General features: G+C 42.8%; 20 protein-coding genes and 1 pseudogene. 14 read left to right on the top strand and 7 right to left on the bottom strand.

The features are described from left to right. Positions 1 to 109: 109 nt before the first annotated feature. The 8 genes and pseudogenes from AC2VE5_RS06745 (at position 110) to AC2VE5_RS06710 (ending at position 6,207) form a co-directional block, all read left to right on the top strand. Complete coding sequence (locus AC2VE5_RS06745) at positions 110 to 577, top strand: hypothetical protein (protein ID WP_486886997.1); 468 nt, start codon at positions 110 to 112, stop codon at positions 575 to 577. Next, on the top strand, positions 574 to 795 hold the full coding sequence (locus tag AC2VE5_RS06740; protein WP_486886996.1) for a hypothetical protein: 222 nt from the start codon (positions 574 to 576) through the stop codon (positions 793 to 795). Before AC2VE5_RS06745 ends, AC2VE5_RS06740 begins: the two co-directional genes overlap by 4 nt. Positions 796 to 914: 119 nt before the next feature. After that, entirely contained in the window at positions 915 to 1,265 is a 351-nt protein-coding gene (locus AC2VE5_RS06735; RefSeq protein WP_486886995.1) for a hypothetical protein, read from the top strand. Between the two features lie 227 nt (positions 1,266 to 1,492). Then, complete coding sequence (locus AC2VE5_RS06730) at positions 1,493 to 2,113, top strand: type IV pilin-like G/H family protein (protein WP_486886994.1); 621 nt, start codon at positions 1,493 to 1,495, stop codon at positions 2,111 to 2,113. 143 nt (positions 2,114 to 2,256) lie between these two features. After that, positions 2,257 to 2,778: pseudogene (locus AC2VE5_RS06725) on the top strand (type IV pilin-like G/H family protein). Positions 2,779 to 2,842: 64 nt separating this feature from the next. Next, positions 2,843 to 5,062 (top strand): O-linked N-acetylglucosamine transferase, SPINDLY family protein, encoded by a 2,220-nt coding sequence (locus AC2VE5_RS06720; RefSeq protein WP_486886993.1) that lies wholly within the window; start codon positions 2,843 to 2,845, stop codon positions 5,060 to 5,062. Positions 5,063 to 5,088: 26 nt separating this feature from the next. Then, positions 5,089 to 5,397, top strand: coding sequence for a hypothetical protein (locus AC2VE5_RS06715; RefSeq protein WP_486886992.1), 309 nt, complete (start codon positions 5,089 to 5,091; stop codon positions 5,395 to 5,397). 12 nt (positions 5,398 to 5,409) lie between these two features. Further along, on the top strand, positions 5,410 to 6,207 hold the full coding sequence (locus tag AC2VE5_RS06710; protein ID WP_486886991.1) for a hypothetical protein: 798 nt from the start codon (positions 5,410 to 5,412) through the stop codon (positions 6,205 to 6,207). Positions 6,208 to 6,252: 45 nt separating this feature from the next. On the opposite strand, the gene AC2VE5_RS06705 is transcribed toward AC2VE5_RS06710, so the two are convergent. Together AC2VE5_RS06705 and AC2VE5_RS06700 are read right to left on the bottom strand one after the other, a co-directional pair. After that, entirely contained in the window at positions 6,253 to 6,408 is a 156-nt protein-coding gene (locus tag AC2VE5_RS06705) for a hypothetical protein (RefSeq protein WP_486886990.1), read from the bottom strand. A gap of 14 nt (positions 6,409 to 6,422) precedes the next feature. Next, positions 6,423 to 7,241 carry an FkbM family methyltransferase gene (locus AC2VE5_RS06700; RefSeq protein WP_486886989.1) on the bottom strand — a complete coding sequence of 273 codons (819 nt, stop codon included), beginning with the start codon at positions 7,239 to 7,241 and terminating at the stop codon, positions 6,423 to 6,425. A 116-nt stretch (positions 7,242 to 7,357) separates the two neighbouring features. Between AC2VE5_RS06700 and AC2VE5_RS06695 the strand changes: the two genes are divergently transcribed. Together AC2VE5_RS06695 and AC2VE5_RS06690 are read left to right on the top strand one after the other, a co-directional pair. After that, positions 7,358 to 7,885 (top strand): class I SAM-dependent methyltransferase, encoded by a 528-nt coding sequence (locus AC2VE5_RS06695; protein ID WP_486886988.1) that lies wholly within the window; start codon positions 7,358 to 7,360, stop codon positions 7,883 to 7,885. A 267-nt stretch (positions 7,886 to 8,152) separates the two neighbouring features. After that, positions 8,153 to 8,371 (top strand): DUF4327 family protein, encoded by a 219-nt coding sequence (locus AC2VE5_RS06690; protein WP_486886987.1) that lies wholly within the window; start codon positions 8,153 to 8,155, stop codon positions 8,369 to 8,371. Here AC2VE5_RS06690 and AC2VE5_RS06685 read toward each other — a convergent pair whose 3' ends face one another. The 4 genes from AC2VE5_RS06685 to AC2VE5_RS06670 form a co-directional block, all read right to left on the bottom strand. Next, the gene (locus AC2VE5_RS06685; protein WP_486886986.1) at positions 8,372 to 9,586 is read right to left on the bottom strand and encodes a protein kinase domain-containing protein; all 1,215 of its coding nucleotides are present in this window, start codon (positions 9,584 to 9,586) and stop codon (positions 8,372 to 8,374) included. It abuts the gene before it with no gap. A gap of 15 nt (positions 9,587 to 9,601) precedes the next feature. After that, the gene (locus AC2VE5_RS06680; RefSeq protein WP_486886985.1) at positions 9,602 to 11,485 is read right to left on the bottom strand and encodes a serine/threonine phosphatase; all 1,884 of its coding nucleotides are present in this window, start codon (positions 11,483 to 11,485) and stop codon (positions 9,602 to 9,604) included. Between the two features lie 268 nt (positions 11,486 to 11,753). Beyond that, positions 11,754 to 12,326 carry a pseudouridine synthase gene (locus AC2VE5_RS06675; protein ID WP_486886984.1) on the bottom strand — a complete coding sequence of 191 codons (573 nt, stop codon included), beginning with the start codon at positions 12,324 to 12,326 and terminating at the stop codon, positions 11,754 to 11,756. A 6-nt stretch (positions 12,327 to 12,332) separates the two neighbouring features. Further along, positions 12,333 to 14,435, bottom strand: a complete 2,103-nt coding sequence (locus AC2VE5_RS06670) for a M3 family metallopeptidase (protein ID WP_486886983.1) — start codon at positions 14,433 to 14,435, stop codon at positions 12,333 to 12,335. A gap of 138 nt (positions 14,436 to 14,573) precedes the next feature. Here AC2VE5_RS06670 and trxB point away from each other — a divergent pair, with 138 nt between their 5' ends. The 3 genes from trxB to AC2VE5_RS06655 all read left to right on the top strand — a co-directional run bounded on the left by trxB (position 14,574) and on the right by AC2VE5_RS06655 (position 17,861). Next, complete coding sequence (trxB, locus tag AC2VE5_RS06665; RefSeq protein WP_486886982.1) at positions 14,574 to 15,941, top strand: thioredoxin-disulfide reductase; 1,368 nt, start codon at positions 14,574 to 14,576, stop codon at positions 15,939 to 15,941. A 95-nt stretch (positions 15,942 to 16,036) separates the two neighbouring features. Beyond that, on the top strand, positions 16,037 to 16,936 hold the full coding sequence (locus AC2VE5_RS06660; protein WP_486886981.1) for an ABC transporter permease: 900 nt from the start codon (positions 16,037 to 16,039) through the stop codon (positions 16,934 to 16,936). Positions 16,937 to 16,952: 16 nt separating this feature from the next. After that, a complete protein-coding gene (locus AC2VE5_RS06655; protein ID WP_486886980.1) occupies positions 16,953 to 17,861 on the top strand; it encodes an ROK family protein in 909 nt (302 codons plus the stop codon). A gap of 24 nt (positions 17,862 to 17,885) precedes the next feature. On the opposite strand, the gene pyrG is transcribed toward AC2VE5_RS06655, so the two are convergent. Further along, the gene (pyrG, locus tag AC2VE5_RS06650; RefSeq protein ID WP_486886979.1) at positions 17,886 to 19,520 is read right to left on the bottom strand and encodes a CTP synthase; all 1,635 of its coding nucleotides are present in this window, start codon (positions 19,518 to 19,520) and stop codon (positions 17,886 to 17,888) included. Positions 19,521 to 19,664: 144 nt separating this feature from the next. On the opposite strand from pyrG, the gene AC2VE5_RS06645 reads away from it, so the two are divergent. Then, entirely contained in the window at positions 19,665 to 21,410 is a 1,746-nt protein-coding gene (locus AC2VE5_RS06645) for an N-acetylmuramoyl-L-alanine amidase family protein (protein ID WP_486887005.1), read from the top strand. Positions 21,411 to 21,421: the final 11 nt, after the last annotated feature.

The following is a 21,421-nucleotide window of genomic DNA, read 5'->3' as shown; positions in this document are numbered from 1 at the left end:
GCCTGTGGAGGCTGAGTAAGTCCAAAATCGTCACCGGATGGTAGAGGCATCGGCTGTTGAGACGGGAAGCTCCGAGGACGAATAAAACCGTCCCTGAATTGAGTTGAGATTGGGAAGCCCCAACCTCAGTGAAGCAGGTTGGGGTACTTCACGGAAAATTATAGAGCGGGCGATCGCGCGTGATATTCTGCGTAGAACAAACCTATTGTGCCAGTTTGGATGTGAGAACCGTAGGGCAAAGTTACCAGATGCAACAATTGCAATTGTTCTCAATTTGCAGCGACAGTTGCTAGAACGTATTGATGAAGCAACAAAAGCTGGCTTCATGTTGCTGGCAGATTATGGTGAAACGGAAGAAACAATCCCAGAATTAGATGAACTTCAAAGCGTTAGAGAACGAGCAGATTCATATTACACGCGATTTTATATTACGCTGAGGCGGATTTACGAAGCTCAACCTATAGCCCACCCTGATAGCCTAAAATTAGTTACCAAGTATGTTGAAGATGCTGAGGTTACTATTGAGGTAATACAAGCAAGTATTCAAGACATCAGAAGGAATTGGAATTTATCATGAGTAATGAGCGTAAAATTCCTGATGCTAATACCAGAGCGCATTCTGTAAATAAACTGCGCGAATTAGTAAAACGCATGGATCGGCATATTGCAGATTTAGATGAACTCAATGCTCAATTAGAGGCAGAGAACGAAAAAAGTCTACTTTCTGCTTATCTTACACGCAGAGAACAGCGTCAAAAACCTCTCAAAAGCTTGAGCAACCGAATTGAAGAATGAGTGCGATCGCCTTCTTTTGAAAAGCGATCGCACTTTTTTATTTGCGTGGGCTGGCTTTTATATACAAAAATAGAGAGTAGGATTAAGCACAAAAAACATAATTGAAGCAGAGAGAAATAATGGAATTTGAAGAATTAAAACAATTAGTTGAAAGTAATGCTAAAAGTATTCAGGCTTTGGCGAATGAATCAGCAAGAGCGAGGCTTGAATTAAAAGAAGCTAGAGCAATTGTTGATAGCAATGCTAAAGCTATTTTGGGTTTAGCTGAAGAGGCTAAGTCTAGTAGGCAAGATATTCGAGATTTAAAGGACACTGTTTTTACTCTTGCCCAAATATCTAGCGATCACGAAAGGCGGATTGAGAGATTAGTAGGGTACTCAATCACAGGAGAGAGCGATCGCCTGGACTTACTGCAACGTTTGCAAAAGCTTGAGCGGCGAATCAACCGAACGGAAGAAGGTGAAGGATGAGTGCGATCGCCTTCTTTTGAAAAGCGATCGCATTTTTTATTGGTATAAGTCCCAGCCAACGCTGGGGGCTGGATGTTTCCAACAAGTGCGATCGCAGAGAAATGTGCATTTATCAACCAACTAAAAGCTATTTAAAACAGTGCTTCCACAGGATAACTACAGGATCTTTACATTAAACAAGTATAAATACTGAACTTTGAAATCCGGTGATATGAATGTTGTTTGAGGTGGGTAAGTTATTAGTAACAGGGAAAGAAAGCCTAACACCAACACCCAACGGACACACTCAAATGAAAGCTGAACTACAAGCCAAGTACATCCAATTCCTCAACCACAAGAACAAAGATAGCGATAAAGGTTTTACTTTAATTGAATTATTAGTTGTAATTATCATTATTGGTGTTTTAGCTGCGATCGCTCTACCCAACTTCCTCAGCCAAACTGCTAAAGCCAAGCAATCTGAAGCTAAGAATACTATCAGTGCTGTTAACTCTGCTCAGACTGCTTTTCGTCAAGAAAATGCTGGATTTGCTGGCGGTACTACTGGAATGGCAACATTGGCTCTTGGTCTACCTACAGCCACTGCGAGCTACACATACAATTTCGGTACTTCGTCTGCCGATCTCGGCACAATTCAAGCTACAAAGACTGATACCGCTCTTAAAGCTTACTCAGGTGGAAGTGCAAGATACACGGATTCCACAGTAAGCCAAAGTATCATCAACAGCGTTGTTTGTGAAGCTCAATCAACAACTACGCCTGCGGCTTCACCTACGGGAGGCACAACAGTGCTGGTTACTTGCCCAGACTCCTTCAATCAACTTGGCGCAGCACCAACAACGCCATAATAAAGTTTCAAAGCTATTTTTTTCAGAATCTGACTTTAAGACAACAAAGGCAACTCATTATAGGAGTTGCCTTTACTATAGGCATTAAGTTTACTAATTGTTTTAAATATAAATTTATTCTTTATCTTAAAATAAAGTCAGTTATGGAGTCAAAATACAAAGTAAAACTAATACACTCTTCAATCAAAGGTGATTTATATAAAGGCTTCACTTTGGTTAAACTTTTAGTCGTCATTATTATTATTGCTATCTTGGCTGCTATTGCTTTACCCAACTTCCTCAATCAGACGGTTAAAGCTAAACAAGCTGAAGCTAAAAATACAGTTGGTGCTGTCAATTCGTCACAGACAGCTTTCCGAGTTGCAAATCCTCGTTTTGCTAATAGCATTACTGAATTAGCACTCGGACTACCAGAAGACACAGCAAACTACACATAAGAAACTGAAAGCACACTTGATTTTAGCCAAACTACGGCTCAAGCAAAAAATACCGCTCTCAAAGGTTATTCTGGAGCTTCAGAAAGATATACCGATAGTAATGAACACTCAATAATCTCAAGCGTTCTTTGTGAAGCTTCTGTACCTGGAGTATCACTGCCTGATGTACCCGATGCTGATGGATCTCCCGACTGTGCAACTGTCGGAATGGTGACTGTTGGTAGATAGTTTTTTGAAGTTACTTGCAAATGCTGCAAAAAACTATTGTTGAACGCTTATATTTACTCTTATCATGCCATCATCTATCTCTAATTCACCCGCGATGAATTTGCAAGAACAAACTTATCAATTGCTAAATGACGGCAAATACAACCAAGTTGCAAGTCTTTACGAACAGGTTATTGAAACTGAACCTAATGTAATGTCGCATTACTGGTATCTTGGTTTAGCCTACTTGTTGCAAAATTATGAAGAAGATGCACAAGCAACCTGGATGTTAGCCATAGCCGAAGGCACACCGGAAGAAGTCGAACAATGGACGAAAGAATTAGTCGATATTCTCGATTTTGAAGCTCAACGTCAAATAAATATTTCTAACCTTAAAAATAGTTGGCTAATTCGACAGCATATTAGAGAAATTACTCCAACTTTTGCTAATAATTTATTGCACTTGCTTCAACTTTCCATTGATTTAAACGAACTAACTACAGAAAATTTTGAAACCTGGCAACCAGGGACAATTATAAATCAAACTGATTCAGCAGAACTAGATACAGCTTTACTGTTGCAGGTAATCAAGAAAGTTATTGAATTTCCGATTCCAGCAGTCTTAGAATTTGTTGAAGCTTGTTTACCTCATCAAGCCCAAAACCCCACAGCTTTGATTGATGCTGTAATGCCAGTTTCAATCAAAGTTGCTTATCAAGCTCGAAGACCAGACTTTGCTGCCAATTTAGCGCAATTATGTCTCAAACTAGAGCCAGAACATTCAGAAGCACTGAGACATTTATCTTGTTTTTATTCCAATGCTAGGTTGCATAAACAAGCAATAGAAACCGCCAAACTTTTTTTTAGTAACTGTAACAATACTTCTTGGCAACTCCAAGGCAGTTATCTAATATTGCGCGCCTTGCTCACTTGTGGAGCTTGGCTAGAAGTAGAACCCGTCGCCCAGCGTCACAAATTGTTAGTTAAAGACTTGGTTCAAAATCCACCTCAAGATCTAGATCCAAGTGAAGCTAGTTTGCTTTTATCTAGCAACTTTTTTTTACCGTACATTCAAGACATACCAGCAGAAAATCACTGGCTACAAAATCAGATTGGCAAAATATTTCAAGCAAGTTTACAATCTGATAGCTCTGATTTTGTCAATCTACCTCATACCAATACAAGAGAGACAACCAGACCTCTCAAAATTGGTTATATTACCCATGCTTTTACTGGTCATTCCGTCGGCTGGCTGAGTCGCTGGCTGATTCAGTATCATGACAAAGAAGCTTTTAAAACTAACCTCTATTTAATTCATCAAAATTTAGAAGATTATGAGTGGTTGAGAGACAAAGTAGAAGGTATTTATAACTTTGACTCCAACTATAAAGAAATTGCCAAACAAATCAAAGCAGATGAAATTGATATTCTGATTGATTTAGACAGTCTCACCTTAGATACAACCTGTAAAGCTTTAGCTCTCAAACCTGCTCCCATTCAAGTTACCTGGCTAGGTTGGGATGCTTCTGGAGTTCCAGCGATTGACTACTTCATTGCCGACCCCTACGTATTGCCTGAAAACGCCCAAGACTACTACAGTGAAAACATTTGGCGCTTACCCCAAACTTATGTCGCGGTAGATGGCTTTGAAGTAGGCGTACCAACCCTGCGCCGCGAACAGCTAGAAATTCCCTCGGATGCTGTAATTTATTACAGTGGTCAAACGGGCTACAAGCGCCACCCTGAAACAGTCCGCTTGCAAATGCAGATTCTTAAACAAGTTCCCAATAGCTACTTCTTAGTCAAAGGCAAAGCAGATAAGACAGCAGTTGAGCAATTTTTTACACAAGTTGCTGAAACAGAAGGAATTGATCCCAATCGATTAAAGTTCTTACCTAGAGATGAAAGTGAGTTAGTCCATCGAGCAAATTTAGGCATTGCTGACGTAGTTCTAGATACCTATCCCTACAATGGCGCAACAACAACCTTAGAAACTCTATGGATGGGTGTTCCTATGGTTACAAGAGTTGGCGAACAATTCTCTGCCCGTAATAGTTACACATTCATGATGAATGTTGGGGTAACTGAAGGTATCGCTTGGACAGATGAGGAATATGTAGAGTGGGGCGTGCGCTTAGGCAAAGATCCAGCCTTGCGCCAACAAATAGCTTGGAAACTTCGCCAATCGCGGCAAACCTCCCCTTTATGGGATGCAAAGCAATTTACCCGCGAAATGGAAAAAGCTTACAAACAGATGTGGCAAAATTATGTTGACAACCTGAATAAATCTATTGCACCCCATTAATTTCGGTCAATATCAAGAGAAAAATAATGGAATTTGTTGAATTAAAACAACTTGTTGAAAGCAATGCTAAAAGCATTGAAGCTTTGGCGAACGAAAGTAGTCAATCTTTGCAAAGGTTTGAGCAAAGGTTTACAGTTTTGGGTAATGAAATTAGCGATCTTAAAGATACCGTTTTTACCCTTGCCCAAATAGCAAGCGACAGTGGAAAGCGGCTCACGCAATTGGTAGGCTACTCAATTATAGGCGAGAGCGACAGATTGGACTTGCTGCAACGTCTTCAAAAACTAGAACGCCGAATCAGTCAACTAGAAGAAGGCGATCGCACAGGCGATTAGGAGTTAGCAAGGATGGGTTTTCAATCTAAGCAAAATTTTAACCAATGGATAGGCGCGTTAGTTGCAGCCATACTATGCACTGGGTCAATTGTTGCTTTACAACTGCCCCAACTAAACCAGCTAAACAATAAAGCAAAAACTGCTTCGGTGGCAGATTTTCAAAAACAAGTAGAGTCCGAAAAGCTGCAATTGCAATTACTGCGTAAAATTCCTAGCTTTGGCTTCGATCGGGCGATCGCAGATTGGGCTTTTATTAATTTTCTGATTTATTTTGGCGATGATGACGCGCGAGAAAAAACTGGCTACAGTCTTAGCCCAGAATACTTTGAAGTAGTTATTGACCGCGATCCATATTTTTTAAGGACTTATTTATTTCTTTCTTCAAGCACAACTCTATATGCAGGAATGCCCGAAAAGTCTGTAGCCTTGATGAATCGAGGGTTAAAGTCACTTACTCCACAAGTCCCCGATAAGTCTTATTATGTTTGGCGCTATAAAGCAACCGATGAATTATTATTTCTTGCAGATGCTCAAGCTGCCAAAAATTCGTATACCAAAGCCGCAGAGTGGGCAAGTACCTACTCAGACGATGAAAGTAAATATGTAGCTCGTGCGTCTCGCCAAACAGCAGCCTTTTTAGCCAGCAATCCCAACAGCAAAATTGCTCAAATTAGCGCTTGGGCATCAGTTTTAGGCAATGCTTTTGACGATCGCACTCGCCGCCGCGCAATTAGCAAGATTCAGGCTTTAGGCGGTAAAGTATCTGTTACACCAAATGGAGAATTTAGCGTGGGAATCCCTAAAGAATAAGCGATCGCTTATTTTACAGATTTGCGATCGCCTCTGACTATATTTCTATCCCAAACTCCCCTCAGTAACGTAGTCTCGAATATTTGCCACAACCGCTAAAGAGCTTAATCCTTGTTCAACTAAATTGGGGAACTGCCCCAAACTTTCTACAATATTGTTGGCAAAGTTGTATCGTTCATCCTTACCATAGTTGAGGGTCAAATACTCCAGCAACTCTAAAGCGAAGCGTAGTCGCCAAAATTCATAATGTCCGCAATACAAGCTAACTTAAATATCCTTGCTGGTGTTTTTAGAGATGTATCTACCCCCTCCCCAATCAAATCGCGAAAGTAAAAAGCATCTCCCCACAGGATTTGACCGGGATGAGCAGTTGATGTAATAGGCGATCTTTTACGTGCGCGACGAGCAGTATACAAATCAAATAATGTAAAGCCGCAGCTTCTCATATAAGTATCGACATCAGCAAATAATGGTTGATTTACATACAAATGTGAAAACTCAACTTCAACTTGCACCGCCAAAATACTATTTGCTAATACTTTAGATGCGCCTTGCAAAACTTGTACATCTGCCCCTTGAACATCTACTTGCAAAAAATCAATTTCCTTGATTCCTTCAGCTTGACAAAAAGTATCTAAAGTCGTTGTAGGAATCTCTACACTAAAATCTAATTCCATTACTTCATCAATTCCAGCAAACCTCTGCAAATAGTTTTCATTTGGTAGATACAAAGAACTACACATAGGATGTTTTGTTACATACAATGTCTGCTCTCCAACCGATTCTCCAAGTGCTAAAGGTATATGTTTTTCAGCCCAACTTACTTGTCTTGCTTCAACTTCATTGTTTGCTTGTTCGCAAGCATCTTCATCCGCATCAAAGCCATAAATAGACAAACGAGAACCAAAAATATCCCAACCTTTGCTTGCATAATCGTCTGCTTCTCCCAGTTTACGAGAACCAACATTGCAAATTGTTATATACGTTTGATTTAAACGACCACTCTTGTTCAAACTTTCCAGAAAAAGGGGCATAAGAATTTATTACTAATTCAATACAGATTATTTTATAATTGCGTGTACCAACAGAAATTGTCAAAAAAGTTTTAATAAACTATTGGCATTTTTTATATATCCTACTAACTAATAAAATGAGTATAAAATTACATATTGGCGGTCAAGAAACCCATCCTGATTGGAAGATATTAGACGTTGAACCGCGCCCAGAAGTTGATTATGTAGGCAATGCTTTAGATTTAAGTCAATTTGCCAGTGATTCGATAGATGCAATTTATGCAAGTCATGTATTAGAACACTTTTTTTACAACATAGATAATGAATTAATTACTACCCTTCGAGAATGGCATCGGGTACTCAAACCAGGCGGCAAACTTTTAATTAGCGTACCTGACTTAAAAACATTATGCTGGCTCTACCTAAACCCGAATATGATGCCGATGGAGCGTTTTCACTTAATGCGAGTGATATTTGGCGGACAAACTAATATTTACGACGTACATAAAGTAGGTTTTGATTTTGAAATCTTAGCCATGTACTTAGAAGAAGCTGGTTTTGAAGCTTACGAGCAAGTATCTGAGTTTAGTATTTTTAATGATTGCAGTAGCTTACGAGTATTAGATACTTTAATCAGCTTGAATGCGATCGCAACTAAATCATAGTTAAAGATCGACACTGTGACTAGATTAATTGGTCGTCTATCTTCAGTACCAATCCCTTGAGGCAAAATGTAAAGTAACAAAATTCTACAAGCTCATCGCCGCAAACTTCCTCTCAGGGTAGTAATTACCGCACCCCCTTGCGCTAAGAGCGATCGCTTGTGATAGTGTAGAAAAGTAGAAACGCAATCCCCAAATACCACAATCCGCGACTAGGGAAACCTTTCTTACCAAACATTTGTCCAACTCAATCGGAATTTAATTGAATTTATGGCTCAACAAGTTATTCACCCAATGGTGAAGTTGCAGCGCCACGCGCACTCACTTGTAGAATCCAAAATCCTCAAGCTAACAGATAGCATCTCAAAAATTGCGCTGCTCTATGGTAGCGAGTGGTCTTACTGGAAAAAAGAACTACTAGATTTTGGCTTCACTACTCAAGACCCCATTAGCGACCTATTAGCTGTAGAAAATTGGGACGACGACTAATCAAAGGCAAGCAGATAGAGCCTGAGAAAGCTCTTTAGCACTAGCATAGCGATCGCTAGGGAGGGGTTCGGTGACGCGATCGATCACCTCCCGCAATTGGGGCGCGATCGTTGGCAAACCCTCAATATCAAAGCGATAACCCCTACCCCGTTGGCGGAAAAACTTAAAAGGCATTTCCCCCGTCAACAAAAAGATCAGCGTTGGTCCAATTGCGTACAAATCTGACTGAATTAGCGGTTGTCCCCGTTCCTGTTCGGGAGCGCAATAACCTTCTGCGCCAATTCGCGTCCCCGCATAAGTCCCAATCTCTTTGACTGCGCCAAAATCCAACACAATAATCCGTCGATCGAAAGTCCGTAACATCAAGTTTGCAGGCTTAATATCGCGGTGAATTAGTGGCGGCTTTTGGTGGTGGATATAATTTAAAACATCGCAAGCTTGAATCATCCAAGCGATCGCTTTTTCTGGTGTTACAGCACCTTGATCGTGAATTAGGTGTTCCAAATCTTGACCGTGAATTAGTTCCATTGCCAAGTATTTTTTGCCTGCTTCTAAAAAGAAATCGTAATACTTAGGAATCCCCGCATGATGCAACGTCTTTAAGGTGCGGGCTTCGCGCTCAAACAATTCTTGCGCCTTGGCAACTTTTGCCATGTCTGCATTCATTTCTTTCAAAACTAGCAGTTGGGGCGTACCAGAAACCGATCTAGTTTTATCCCAAGCCAAATAAGTAGTTCCCATTCCTCCCTGTCCCAAAGTCCGCAATATATGATACTGACGAACTATTCTTTGTACCAAAATCGGTTCCCCGCAATGAATGCAAAATAGATTGTTGGGGGGGTTGCCAGTATGCCGACAATGAGCAGAAGATGGGTAAACTACCTTCTGGGTTACGGGTAGTGCCTCTAGTTGAAACTTCAAAATTGGACCGCCCTTAGCCAATTGCAGCAAGCAACCATCAGTTATTGCGCTTCGAGCAACCAAAATGCCATCAACAAAAGTTCCATTCGTGCCTTGATTAATCACCTGCCAAGCACTACGACTGGGCAAAGAATCAGTTTTACGCAATTCTAAATGATGCCGCGAAACTAAAGGCTCCGTTAAAATTACATCATTATCTGGCGATCGCCCAATCCGAATTATAGATTCGTCCGTAAATTTCCACTCTTTGAGAGCGGTGTTTTGCCCAGGGTGTAACAGTGACAGCGTAACCACATTTATATCAGGTATTTAAAATTGCGAGGAGTTCCTAGGAGCTACTTTTGCCCGGACTAAAACCGCCGTAATATTATCGTGACCGTTGTACTGATTTGCAAGATCGATCAAGGCATTGACTCCCTGGTCTAAACGGCTACTAGAACTAAGGAGCGGCTCTAAGTGGCTTTTCCAGTATTGCTCGACTAAATTATTATCAGAAAGACCGTCCGAAGCCAAAATAAACAAAGTATCTTCATTGAGTTCTAAAAACTGCACGTCAGGATTGACGAAGTTTTCATCTCGCGGACCCAAAGCTTGAGTAAGTTGGTAGGCATCAGGACGAGCGTAGGCGAGAGATGGTTCTACGCCGCGCAAAATCTCTCTTTGCCCCACTTCATGGTCTAAAGTCACTTGTTCTAGCCCAGTTTTGCGATTGAGTCGATACAAACGGCTATCTCCCACATGAGCGACGGCTACTTGATTATCTTGCAACAACACCATCACCAGAGTAGTTCCCATCCGTCCTACCCCAGAACGGGAATCTTGTTGATTGGTATCATAAATTACTTTGTTTGCCAACTGCACAGCTTCGCGGATAGCTTCTTCACTAGGCAATTGTGCTGATTGCCAGTTGGATTGAAAGTATTCTTGGAGGGTTTTCACCGCCAGACTACTTGCAACTTCTCCGCCTGCGTGTCCGCCCATCCCATCACAGAGAATATACAGCCCCCGTGCTTGGACGTTTTTGCCTCTGGGAAATTCTAATTTGTTCACGGCGGTTTCAATGCCAAAACAATCTTCATTGTGTTGGCGTTGACCGCCTACATCGGTTAGACCAGCATCTTCTAAGCCGATCAATTGCATCGGCAAGACAACCGTTGGTGTATCATCTGTCTGCATAACATTAGTTGGAGATTTATCAGATTGAATAAAGGTAGAAAGATCGACCAGATCGACCGTTTGAGTAATTTGTTCTCCCTGGACTGGGGAGGATGAGGGGTTAGGAGGTAATGGCTGTAGTTGATTTGCTACCCCAGCCAAAAGAGATTGCAATTGTTCTATTGTTTGAATTTCACCTGCTTGCATTTGCGCCAACAATTCAACCATAGCCCCAACTTTAGTTCGTTGGGACTCCCCAAATAAATGTTGCCATACTTTTCCTAATTCTTGTAAAGTTACTTGCCCCTCAGTAGTATCGATAGCACGTTCAAAGTACAAGCGCTGTAATGCCAAAGTACCTCTATTATTTACTCGCAGATTAGACAACTCTAACAGGCTGCGGCAAGCATTCCAGGGAGTTAATTGCACCCAGAGTTTGGTTATTGCTAATAGCAACTGGTTAATTTGGACGGGCGTAGTGGTGTTATCTTGCCACAATTCCAGCAAATGCCGCCACAAAGAGCGATCGCTTAACAATATTACTTGTCTGCCATCTTGCTGCCAAGCATCGTGCAATGTCGGGATTGTTTCTCCTAACTGGGATTGCGCAACTAAGTAAGTTTTAGCAATTTCGCCGATTTCTATGGTGTTACGGGTATCGGCTTTCAGTAGCGATATTTGCAATGGCTGACAGTCTAATACTTTACACTGAATTTCGTTAGGCGCAGGCGGGGGTAAGGGTTCCAGTACCTGATAGCGCTGCTGAGAATCTAGATACAAGCCTACTGTTAATAGCGGATTAGAAATATTGCTGTTTGTTTCTGGGGTTGTGGCAACAAGTGTTGGTTTGGGGTTGTTGGAGATAATTGCCCACCAGACCAAACCCGTTTTAGTGCCGCAATTGTCACACTTATTTTGATTTAACGCTACTTTGGTGCTACATTGCGGACAAATTTTGTGGCTTAACGATGTGCCACATTTTTGACAAAATTTGTTGTTATCTGGGTTTTCAAACTTACACTGGGGGCAAATCAGCATGATGCACTAATATATCCTCTATTGCCGCTTCACAGGGCTTGTAACCTCTAAATTAATAGCGTTAGTTAACGCAATACATTTAAGTTGCCACAATTAACTACTTTTTGCCCAAAATAAGAGCAAAATACATTAATTAACTATTGCGATCGCACTTAGATGCCATCGTTTGATTCTAATTGCATGAGTGCTATTTCTAACAAATAACAAATTAAATATGTATTAAGCGTTTAGTTTAGATTTTATAAATTTCTAGTTAAGCAGACAAAAGTTACTTTAGTAAAATTTTAAGCTCATTCACCGTAAGATTGCGGAAAGAGCCAGGTTGTAAGTCGTTCAAATTTAGATGACCAATAGCCACTCTAACCAAACGTAAAGTTGGAAACCCGACTTTCGCCGTCATGCGTCGTACTTGGCGGTTGCGTCCTTCAGTTAAAGTCATTTCTAGCCATGCAGTAGGAACATTTTTGCGAAATCGAATCGGGACTTCCCGGAGTGGTAGGAGGGGTTCATCGGGCAATAACCTTACAATAGCAGGGCGAGTTAGGCGATCGCTGATCATTACACCTGCTTGCAACTGGTCTATGGCATTTTGGTCGGGAATCCGCTCTACCTGCACCCAGTAGGTACGAGAATGTCCAAACTGGGGATGAGACAGACGGTGCTGCAATTGTCCGTTATCCGTCAACAACATTAGCCCTTCGCTGTCCCAATCCAAACGCCCCACTGGGTAAACCCCCGTTACCGATATATAGTCTTTTAAAGTCCGTTTCTCGCCGCTACTGTCAGTAAATTGACTCAAAACGCCGTAAGGTTTATTAAACAAAATATACCGATAACTCATGGATTTTTAAGCGGCTTTTACTAAGCCACTATGCTTAAGCAACGGTGCGGTACTAGGTTCGCGCCCTCTAAAAGACTTAAATACTTCCATTGGGTGCAAGCTACCGCCTAAAGCAAGTACAGTGTCGCCAAAACGTTTTCCTGTAGATGCGATCGCATCATCTGAATCTAACCCCGCTTCTTCAAAAGCAGCAAAAGCATCAGCACTCAATACTTCCGCCCATTTGTAGCTGTAGTAGCCTGCGGCATACCCGCCCGCAAAAATATGACCAAAAGCGCATAAGAAAGCATCCTCTGGTAGCGGTGGCAAAACGGTAGTAGTTTGGGCGATGCGGTTGCGGAAATCGTTAGCGCTTTCCCCATGACCTGGTTGATAGCGATGGTGCAGTTCGATATCTACAAGACTAAAGTGAATTTGTCTAAGCATGACACTACCACTCATGTAGTTTTTGGCAGCTACTAGCTTGTGATAATAATGCTCTGGCAAGGGTTCCCCCGTTTCGTAGTGTTTTGCCATTCCCATTAAAGTTGGGTAGTGATAGCACCAGTTTTCCATAAACTGACTGGGCAATTCTACCGCGTCCCACTCCACGTTGTTGATACCTGCGGCATCGGCGTAGTCTACCTTAGTCAGCATATGCTGCAAACCGTGACCAAATTCATGAAATAGCGTTTCTACTTCACCAAAAGTCATCAAACTAGGTTTGCCATCTACGGGGGGCGATTGGTTGCATATTAAGTAAGCTACGGGTTTACGCAAGGTAGTTGCGCCATTTTCAGTAATTTTTGCTCTACCCATGCAATCATCCATCCAAGCACCGCCGCGCTTTTCGGCTGGGCGACTGTAAGGGTCAAGATAGAAATGAGCGATTTCTTCTCCCTTTTCGTCTGCTACTTGAAAATATCGAACATCTTCGTGCCACACTGGGGCTTGACCATCCGCCGCCGTAATAGTTACGCCAAATAAGCGATTTACTAAAGAAAACAAGCTTTCTAATACTTGCTCTAAAGGAAAGTAGGGGCGCAATTCTTCGGCGCTAAAATCAAACTTTTCTTCGCGCTGACGTTCCGACCAAAAGCTTATATCCCAGTGTTTTAAGTCGCTATTGGCTTTGTCTTTGCTTGCTGCAAAAGCTTTTAATTCTTCTAAGTCTTGTTTAGCTGCATCGTAGCTAGTAGCGCGCAATTCTTCTAACAATTCTTCTACCGCTTCAACGCTAGGAGCCATTTTTCGCGCTAGGCTTAGTTCCGCAAAACTATCAAACCCTAGCAATTGCGCTTTTTCTTGGCGCAACTGCAAAATGCGTTCAATCAACGGCGTATTGTCCAATTCGCCACTAGAGGCGCGACTAATAAAAGCCTTATATAGCTTCTCTCGTAAATCGCTACGAGTGCTGTGCTGCATGAAAGGACCAAAGCTAGGAAAATCTAACGTAATTCGCCAAGGGCCCTTTTCTGGAGTGGCGTTTTCTTGCCCAGCATCGCGGGCAGTTTGAGCCGCTAAACTAATTAAGCTTGGTGGTAAACCATCAATTTCTGCTTTTGTGGTCAAATCCAGGCTAAAAGCTTTAGTTGCATCCAAAACATGATTAGAAAACTTAGTAGAAAGTTCGCCTAATTCTAGTTGAATAGCATTAAAACGCTCTCTTTTTTCTCCTTCCAAGCCAATACCGGAGAGTTCCGCATCTTTAATTGCTGCTTCTACAATCCGCTTTTGAGCGGGTTCTAAGCTATCCCAATCTTGACTAGAGTGCAATGCTTTGAAAGCGTTGTAAATTGGCTGACTTTGACTAAGCTTATTAAAAAACTGGATAACTTGCGGCTGCATACTTTCGTAAGCTTCCCGCAGTTCAGGGCTATTTTTGACACCCATCAGATGTCCTACTATACCCCAACTCCAAGTTAGGCGATCGCTCAATCGGTCTAATGGCTCGACTAAACCGCTCCATGTAGGTTGTACTTTAGCTTCCAACTCCGTCAGTTCTTGGTCTACTTGCGCCAATAACTGCGTCATTGCTGGCACAATCTGCTCTGGCTTAATTTGGGCAAAAGGTGGCAATCCTTTACCGATTAGCAACGGATTTTCAATCGCTGTAGTGGTTGTACTCATAAGCTAAAAAACATTTATCCTTTTTTCTATTGTCGCGTTTCTGGCAAAATACCTGTTTAGTAATTACCGTCAATATACCTAGCAGCATTACAGCTTCTACGTTATACTAAAGCGTAGTCGTTACGAGTTTACTATATTATGGCAGATAACACCACAGAAAATTTAGTAATTATCGGTTCTGGCCCGGCGGGTTATACGGCGGCGATATATGCAGCGAGAGCAAACTTAAAACCAGTGGTATTTGAGGGCTTTCAAGCGGGAGGATTGCCTGGCGGTCAATTGATGACGACAACGGAAGTAGAGAATTTTCCAGGATTTCCTCAAGGGATTACGGGACCTGAGTTGATGGATAGTATGAAGGCGCAAGCCGAACGCTGGGGAGCGGAACTATATACTGAGGATGTGACTTCTGTAGACCTTAGCCAGCGTCCTTTTGTAGTGCGTTCAGAGGAGCGCGAGGTAAGAACCCACAGCATTGTTATTGCGACAGGAGCGACGGCAAAAAGGTTAGGTTTACCAGGCGAACATCAATTTTGGAGTCGGGGTATTTCTGCTTGTGCAATTTGCGATGGTGCTACGCCTATATTTCATCGAGCCGAATTAGCGGTAATTGGTGGTGGCGATTCGGCGGCGGAAGAATCAATTTATCTAACTAAGTACGGCGATACGGTAAATATGCTGGTACGCGGTGACAAAATGCGGGCAAGTAAAGCGATGCAAGACCGCGTGTTGAGTAATCCAAAAATTACTGTCCATTGGAATAGCGAAGTTGTAGATGTGTTTGGTAATGACAACCACATGGAAGGGGTAAAAATTCGCAACCTCAAAACCAACGAGGAAAAGGATTTACACGTTAAAGGATTATTTTATGCCGTCGGTCACAAGCCAAATACCGATTTATTCAAAGGGCAGTTAGAACTAGATGATGTTGGGTATATTGTCACTAAGCCGGGTTCAGTAGAAACTAGCGTTGAAGGTGTATTTGCGGCGGGAGATGTGCAAGACCATGAATTTCGCCAAGCAATTACGGCGGCGGGAACAGGTTGTATGGCGGCAATGTTAGCAGAGCGCTGGCTGTCAGTAAACGATTTATTGCAAGAATTTCACCAAGTTCCAGCAACAGCAAATAATGAATTGGAGCATGAAGCCGAGAAGCCAAGTACAGCAACAGAGGAGTTTGATGTACAGGCGACACGCCATGAAGGAGGCTATGCTTTACGCAAATTATTCCATGATAGCGATCGCTTATTGATAGTTAAATACGTTTCCCCAGGTTGCGGTCCTTGTCATACCTTAAAGCCAATTTTGAATAAAGTAGTAGATGAGTTTGATGGTCGGATTCACTTTGTAGAGATTGACATCGAAAAAGACCGAGATATTGCTGAAAACGCTGGAGTCAATGGTACGCCAACAATTCAATTGTTTAAGAATAAGGAATTGTTGGTGGAATCTAAAGGTATTAAGCCAAAAAGTCAGTATCGCCAGTTAGTAGAAAGTCATTTGTAATAAGCTGTTTAGGAGGCGGATTGAATTCGCCTCCTAAATCCTGTATATTTGCCTCACGCGCCACCCGCGAATCATATTCGCCAATACTCTAATTTATGACTGCCACCAAACGCAATCTACCCAAAATTTTCTCCTCTGCGGCGCGTCCGAGTATTTCCCAGCGATTGATGCTTGTGGGCTTAATTATGAGCCTATTTTTTTTGTTAATAGCTCTATTTGGTTCGGTGTTTCAGGGTTGGGGATGGTTGCAAAACCCCTCCGAGTCGCTAACTAATCCAATTCACGAACCACCATCAATCAGTCATTTTTTTGGCACAAGCCAGCAAGGTTATGATGTGTTCTCGCGGACTTTATTCGGTACTCAAGCTGCCCTGCAAGTCGTGATTTTGGCAACAGTGCTGAGTGTCGTAATTGGCGTTCCCTTGGGACTTGTAAGCGGTTATATAGGCGGGAGACTCGATCGCATATTATTGTTTTTGATGGATACTATATATACGCTGCCAGGGCTATTGCTATCAGTGACTTTGGCTTTTGTTGTCGGTAGGGGGATATTAAATGCCGCGATCGCAATTAGTATTGCTTACATACCCCAATATTATCGAGTTGTTCGCAATCACACCGTCAGCGTCAAAACTGAGCTTTTTATTGAAGCCGCGCAATCGATGGGCGCTTCTACTTGGCGGGTATTGTCACGCTACTTGTTTTTGAATGTAATTGCCAGCGTTCCGGTATTATTTACCCTGAATGCGGCGGATGCGATTTTAACTTTGGGTGGCTTGGGCTTTTTGGGGTTAGGATTGCCCGAACAAGTACCAGAATGGGGTCACGATTTGCGCCAAGCACTGGAAGCTTTGCCTACAGGCATTTGGTGGACGGCGCTGTTTCCGGGACTTGCAATGACTTTAATGGTTGTGGGTTTGTCTTTGGTGGGAGAGGGTTTAAATGATTTTATTAATCCCCGATTACGCAAAGAAAATAGTAAGCTTGTACCTTGAATAATGCGATCGCAATATGGGTAATGTTGATGTGGCTCAAGTAATTGGCATTGACTTGGGTGGTACGGCAATCAAATTAGGGCGATTTACCGCCGATGGTAATTGCTTGCAGTCGTTAAGCGTACCGACTCCTGGGCCTGCTACACCAAGCGCCGTTGTAGAGGCTATAGCAAAGGCGATTCCACTTATTGACCCCCAAGGACTTGGTAAAGCAATTGGTATTGGTACTCCAGGTCCGGTTGATGCTACGGGGAGAATCGCGGTAGTTGCGATTAATCTAGCTAATTGGCACGATGTACCTTTAGCCGACTTGTTAGAAGCTAAATTAAACCTGCCGACATTTTTAGCTAACGATGCCAATTGTGCGGGTTTGGGCGAATATTGGCTAGGCGCAGGCAAGAAGTTTCAAAATCTGATTCTCATCACTCTCGGTACAGGAGTAGGTGGGGCGATTATTCTTGACGGTAAATTGTTTACAGGGCATCGCGGCGCGGCGGGAGAATTAGGACTAATTACTTTAAACCCCGATGGTCCCAAGTGTAATAGTGGCAATCAAGGCTCCTTAGAGCAATACACATCGGTGTCAGCTATTCGCCGCCGTACAGGTTTAGAACCTTCCCAATTAGGATTTTTGGCTAGTTCTGGCGACCCGAAAGCACTAACTTTTTGGCAAGAATACGGTAAGGATTTGGGTGCGGGGCTTGCAAGTTTAATCTATATTTTGACACCAGAAGCGATCGCAATTGGTGGTGGAGTATGCGCTAGTTTTGAATTTTTCTTACCTTCTATGCAAGCAGAAATCGAACGCCGCGTGTTGCCTAGTTCTCGCACGGGTTTGCAGATACTACGGGCGCAATTAGGCAATCAAGCCGGAATGGTAGGCGCGGCTAAATTAGCTTGGTCTTTAGTTGATAGAGACGTTTAATACACGTCTCTATCATGCCTTTTGTCACACCTCAACGGGGGTGGGAACTTGTACTGGAGGTACTAGCCGCGCCGTTGCTGCTTCAATAAAACCACTAAATAAAGGATGAGGCGCGCTAGGTCTTGATTTAAACTCTGGGTGGAATTGACTAGCAATAAAGAATGGATGGTTAGGCAACTCAATAATTTCTACCAAACGTCCATCAGGAGAAGTTCCACTAATAACATAACCTGATTCTACAAGCAAGTTGCGGTAAGCATTGTTAAACTCGTAGCGGTGGCGATGCCGTTCGTAAATTACTTCTTTTTGGTAGAGTTTATGAGCAAGAGTATTTGGCTCGATGCGGCAAGGATACAGACCTAAACGCATTGTACCGCCCAGATCTACTACATCTTGCTGTTCGGGCAATAAATTAATTACTGGATGAGCGCCCGTCGGCTCAAATTCGGCACTATTCGCGTCTTTTAGTCCCGCAATATTTCGCGCCCATTCAACTACCGCACATTGCATACCCAAACACAAACCCAAAAAAGGAATTTGCAGTTCTCGCGCGTACTTTACCGCCGCAATTTTGCCATCTACACCCCGAATCCCAAAGCCTCCCGGTACTATTAACCCGTTGATACCTTCTAGATACTTCTGCGCGCCATCGGTTTCCAAGTCTTCGGAATTTATCCAGCGTAAGTGCAAGTCTCCTCCTGTCGCCAGCGCTGCATGGCGCAAAGCTTCGGTAACGGACAAATAGGCATCGTTTAGCTGCACGTATTTACCAACAATGCCGATTTCTATTTTGTGGGTTGGGCGATAGAGGTGGTCAACTATATTTTGCCACTGAGTCAAATTGGGTTGGCGGCGTTCGAGGTGGAGTAATTCGATTGCTTGCTCTGCTAGTCCTTCCCGTTCTAGCATTAGCGGTACTTCATAGATACTGCTGGCATCTTGAGCCGTAATTACGCATTCTACAGGTACGTCGCAAAATTCCGACATTTTTAACTTTAAACCCACAGGTAGCGGGCGATCGCATCTACAAACTAAAATATCTGGTTGAATACCAATCGAGCGCAATTCTTTGACGGAATGCTGGGTTGGCTTAGTTTTCATTTCTCCCGCCGAAGGAATCCAAGGTACGAGGGTAACGTGCATATACAGCACGTTTTGTCGCCCTACATCTTTACGAAACTGACGGATTGCTTCTAAAAATGGTAACGATTCAATATCGCCTACTGTGCCGCCAATTTCTGTAATTACTACGTCAGGATTGGTATTGTGGGCAACTCTTTGAATTCGATCTTTTATTTCTGTCGTAATATGGGGAATTACTTGGACTGTACCCCCCATATACTCGCCGCGTCGCTCTTTATTTAACACCGCTTGGTAAATAGAACCTGTAGTCACGCTGTTGAGGCGCGACATCGGGGTATCGGTAAATCGTTCGTAATGTCCTAAGTCTAAATCTGTCTCCGCGCCATCATCGGTTACAAATACTTCCCCATGCTGAAAGGGACTCATAGTCCCAGGATCGACATTAATATAAGGATCGAGTTTGAGGATAGATACCGAATAATCTCGCGACTTTAATAATCTACCCAAACTCGCTGCTACAATACCTTTACCAATACTGGAGACTACACCACCAGTGACAAACACAAATTTAGTCATATAATTTTAGCCGTAAAAACAATTTATAGAAATCCACCCCGTTAATTGTGCCACAATACTCGCTGTTAGCTTTTGACGGAAAGTGCGATCGCAGAACATCGCATCAATGGCGATATTATAAATATCTTCTATTACTATTTTGGCGTGAGAAAACTTTTACTCTTCGGCAGTTTAGGGACGGTATTAATTACATCCCCGGCGGTAGCACAAGCTTTGACGGTGGTTTATCCTCCCGCCGAGCATCAAACTACAGCTAACCAAATATTTTTGATTGGTACAGCGCCTCAAGGCGAAGTATTTGTAAACGGTAAACCTATCAAACGCAGTCCGGCGGGACATTTTGCTCCTAGTCTCCCATTAAAAGTGGGAGATAATTTGTTTACTTTGCGCTACCAAAATCAACAGGTAGAAATTAAAGTTAAACGCTTGTCCACAATTCCAGCACCGCCGAAAGGATTAGCCTTTGCTCCCAATTCGCTGACTCCATCAGTAGATATAGCCAAGCTTCCAGGAGAAATTATTTGTTTTGGAGCAACGGCTCCTACCAATGCAACAATTGCAGTTAAATTAGCCAATCAAACTATTGCTTTACTTCCCCAGTTGCAAAACATCCAACTACCGCCCAATTCTGCGGCGCTGACACAACAAAATCGACCTATTATGGAGTCGGTAGCAGGCAAGTATGCAGGTTGTACTACAGTGCAGCCTGCTAGTTTAGGCGTACCAGAATTTCAGCTAACAATTGATGGTAAAACAACCAAGCAGCTAGGTACAGGTAAAATAACCATCCTTTCACCCTCACAGCTTGAAGTTGCCGAAGTTACAGCCGAATCCGGCGTAGCGCGAACAGGTGCAAGTACCGATAATTCTCGGCTTACCCCTTTACCCAAAGGTACGCAGGCGACAATTACCGCCAAAGAAGGAGAATGGTTGCGTTTAGATTATGGTGGTTGGATTAATAGCAAAGAAACGCGCATTTTAAAAGGTATAACGCCGCCTAATTCAATTATTCGCAGCGTCCGCGCTCGGCAAGTAGCGGGAGCAACTGAAGTAGTATTTCCCTTGCAAGTACCCGTACCTGTAAGCGTCCAACAGGGCGACAAATCTTTTACCCTAACGCTCTACAATACTACCGCCGAAACTGACATTATCCGCCTAGATGATGACCCGCTAATTTCTCGCCTAGATTGGCAACAGGTGGCTCCGCACCAAGTGCAATATACCTTTAACCTCAAATCTGCCCAGCAGTGGGGATACAAGCTTAGATACGACGGTACAAGCTTAGTTTTAACTTTGCGCCACCCACCCAAAGGAGAAGGGGGACGAAATACTCCGCTTAAAGGGATTAAAATTTTGCTCGATCCCGGTCATGGTGGCAAAGAATTAGGTTCAAGAGGTCCCACAGGTTATCCCGAAAAAGATATTAATTTACTTATATCTAAGCTAGTTCGAGAACAGTTAGTAGCAAAGGGTGCAACGGTTTATATGACGCGGGAAGATGATATAGATGTGGGTTTAGGAGATCGCGCAAGTATGATTGATAAATTAGACCCAGCGATCGCACTTTCTATCCATTACAACGCTTTACCTGATGGCGGCGATGCTATCAACACTAAAGGAGTAGCGGCTTTTTGGTACAACACCCAAGCGCACAGTCTAGCTTTATTTATGCACAATTATTTAGTTAAAAAGCTGGCTCGTCCTTCCTATGGCGTGTATTGGAATAACTTGGCTTTAACTCGCCCCACTACTGCGCCCGCCGTATTATTAGAACTAGGTTTTATGATTAATCCCACCGAGTTTGAGTGGATTACTAGCCCCCAAGAACAACAAAAATTAGCAAAGGCAATTTCCGATGGTGTAACTGAGTGGTTTAGCACCGCCCAGTAACAATAAAAGCT

The organism is Aliterella sp. E5.1, assembly GCF_057473825.1.
Note: the sequence above shows the minus strand (reverse complement) of the source record. Positions and strands in the feature narration are given on the sequence as shown.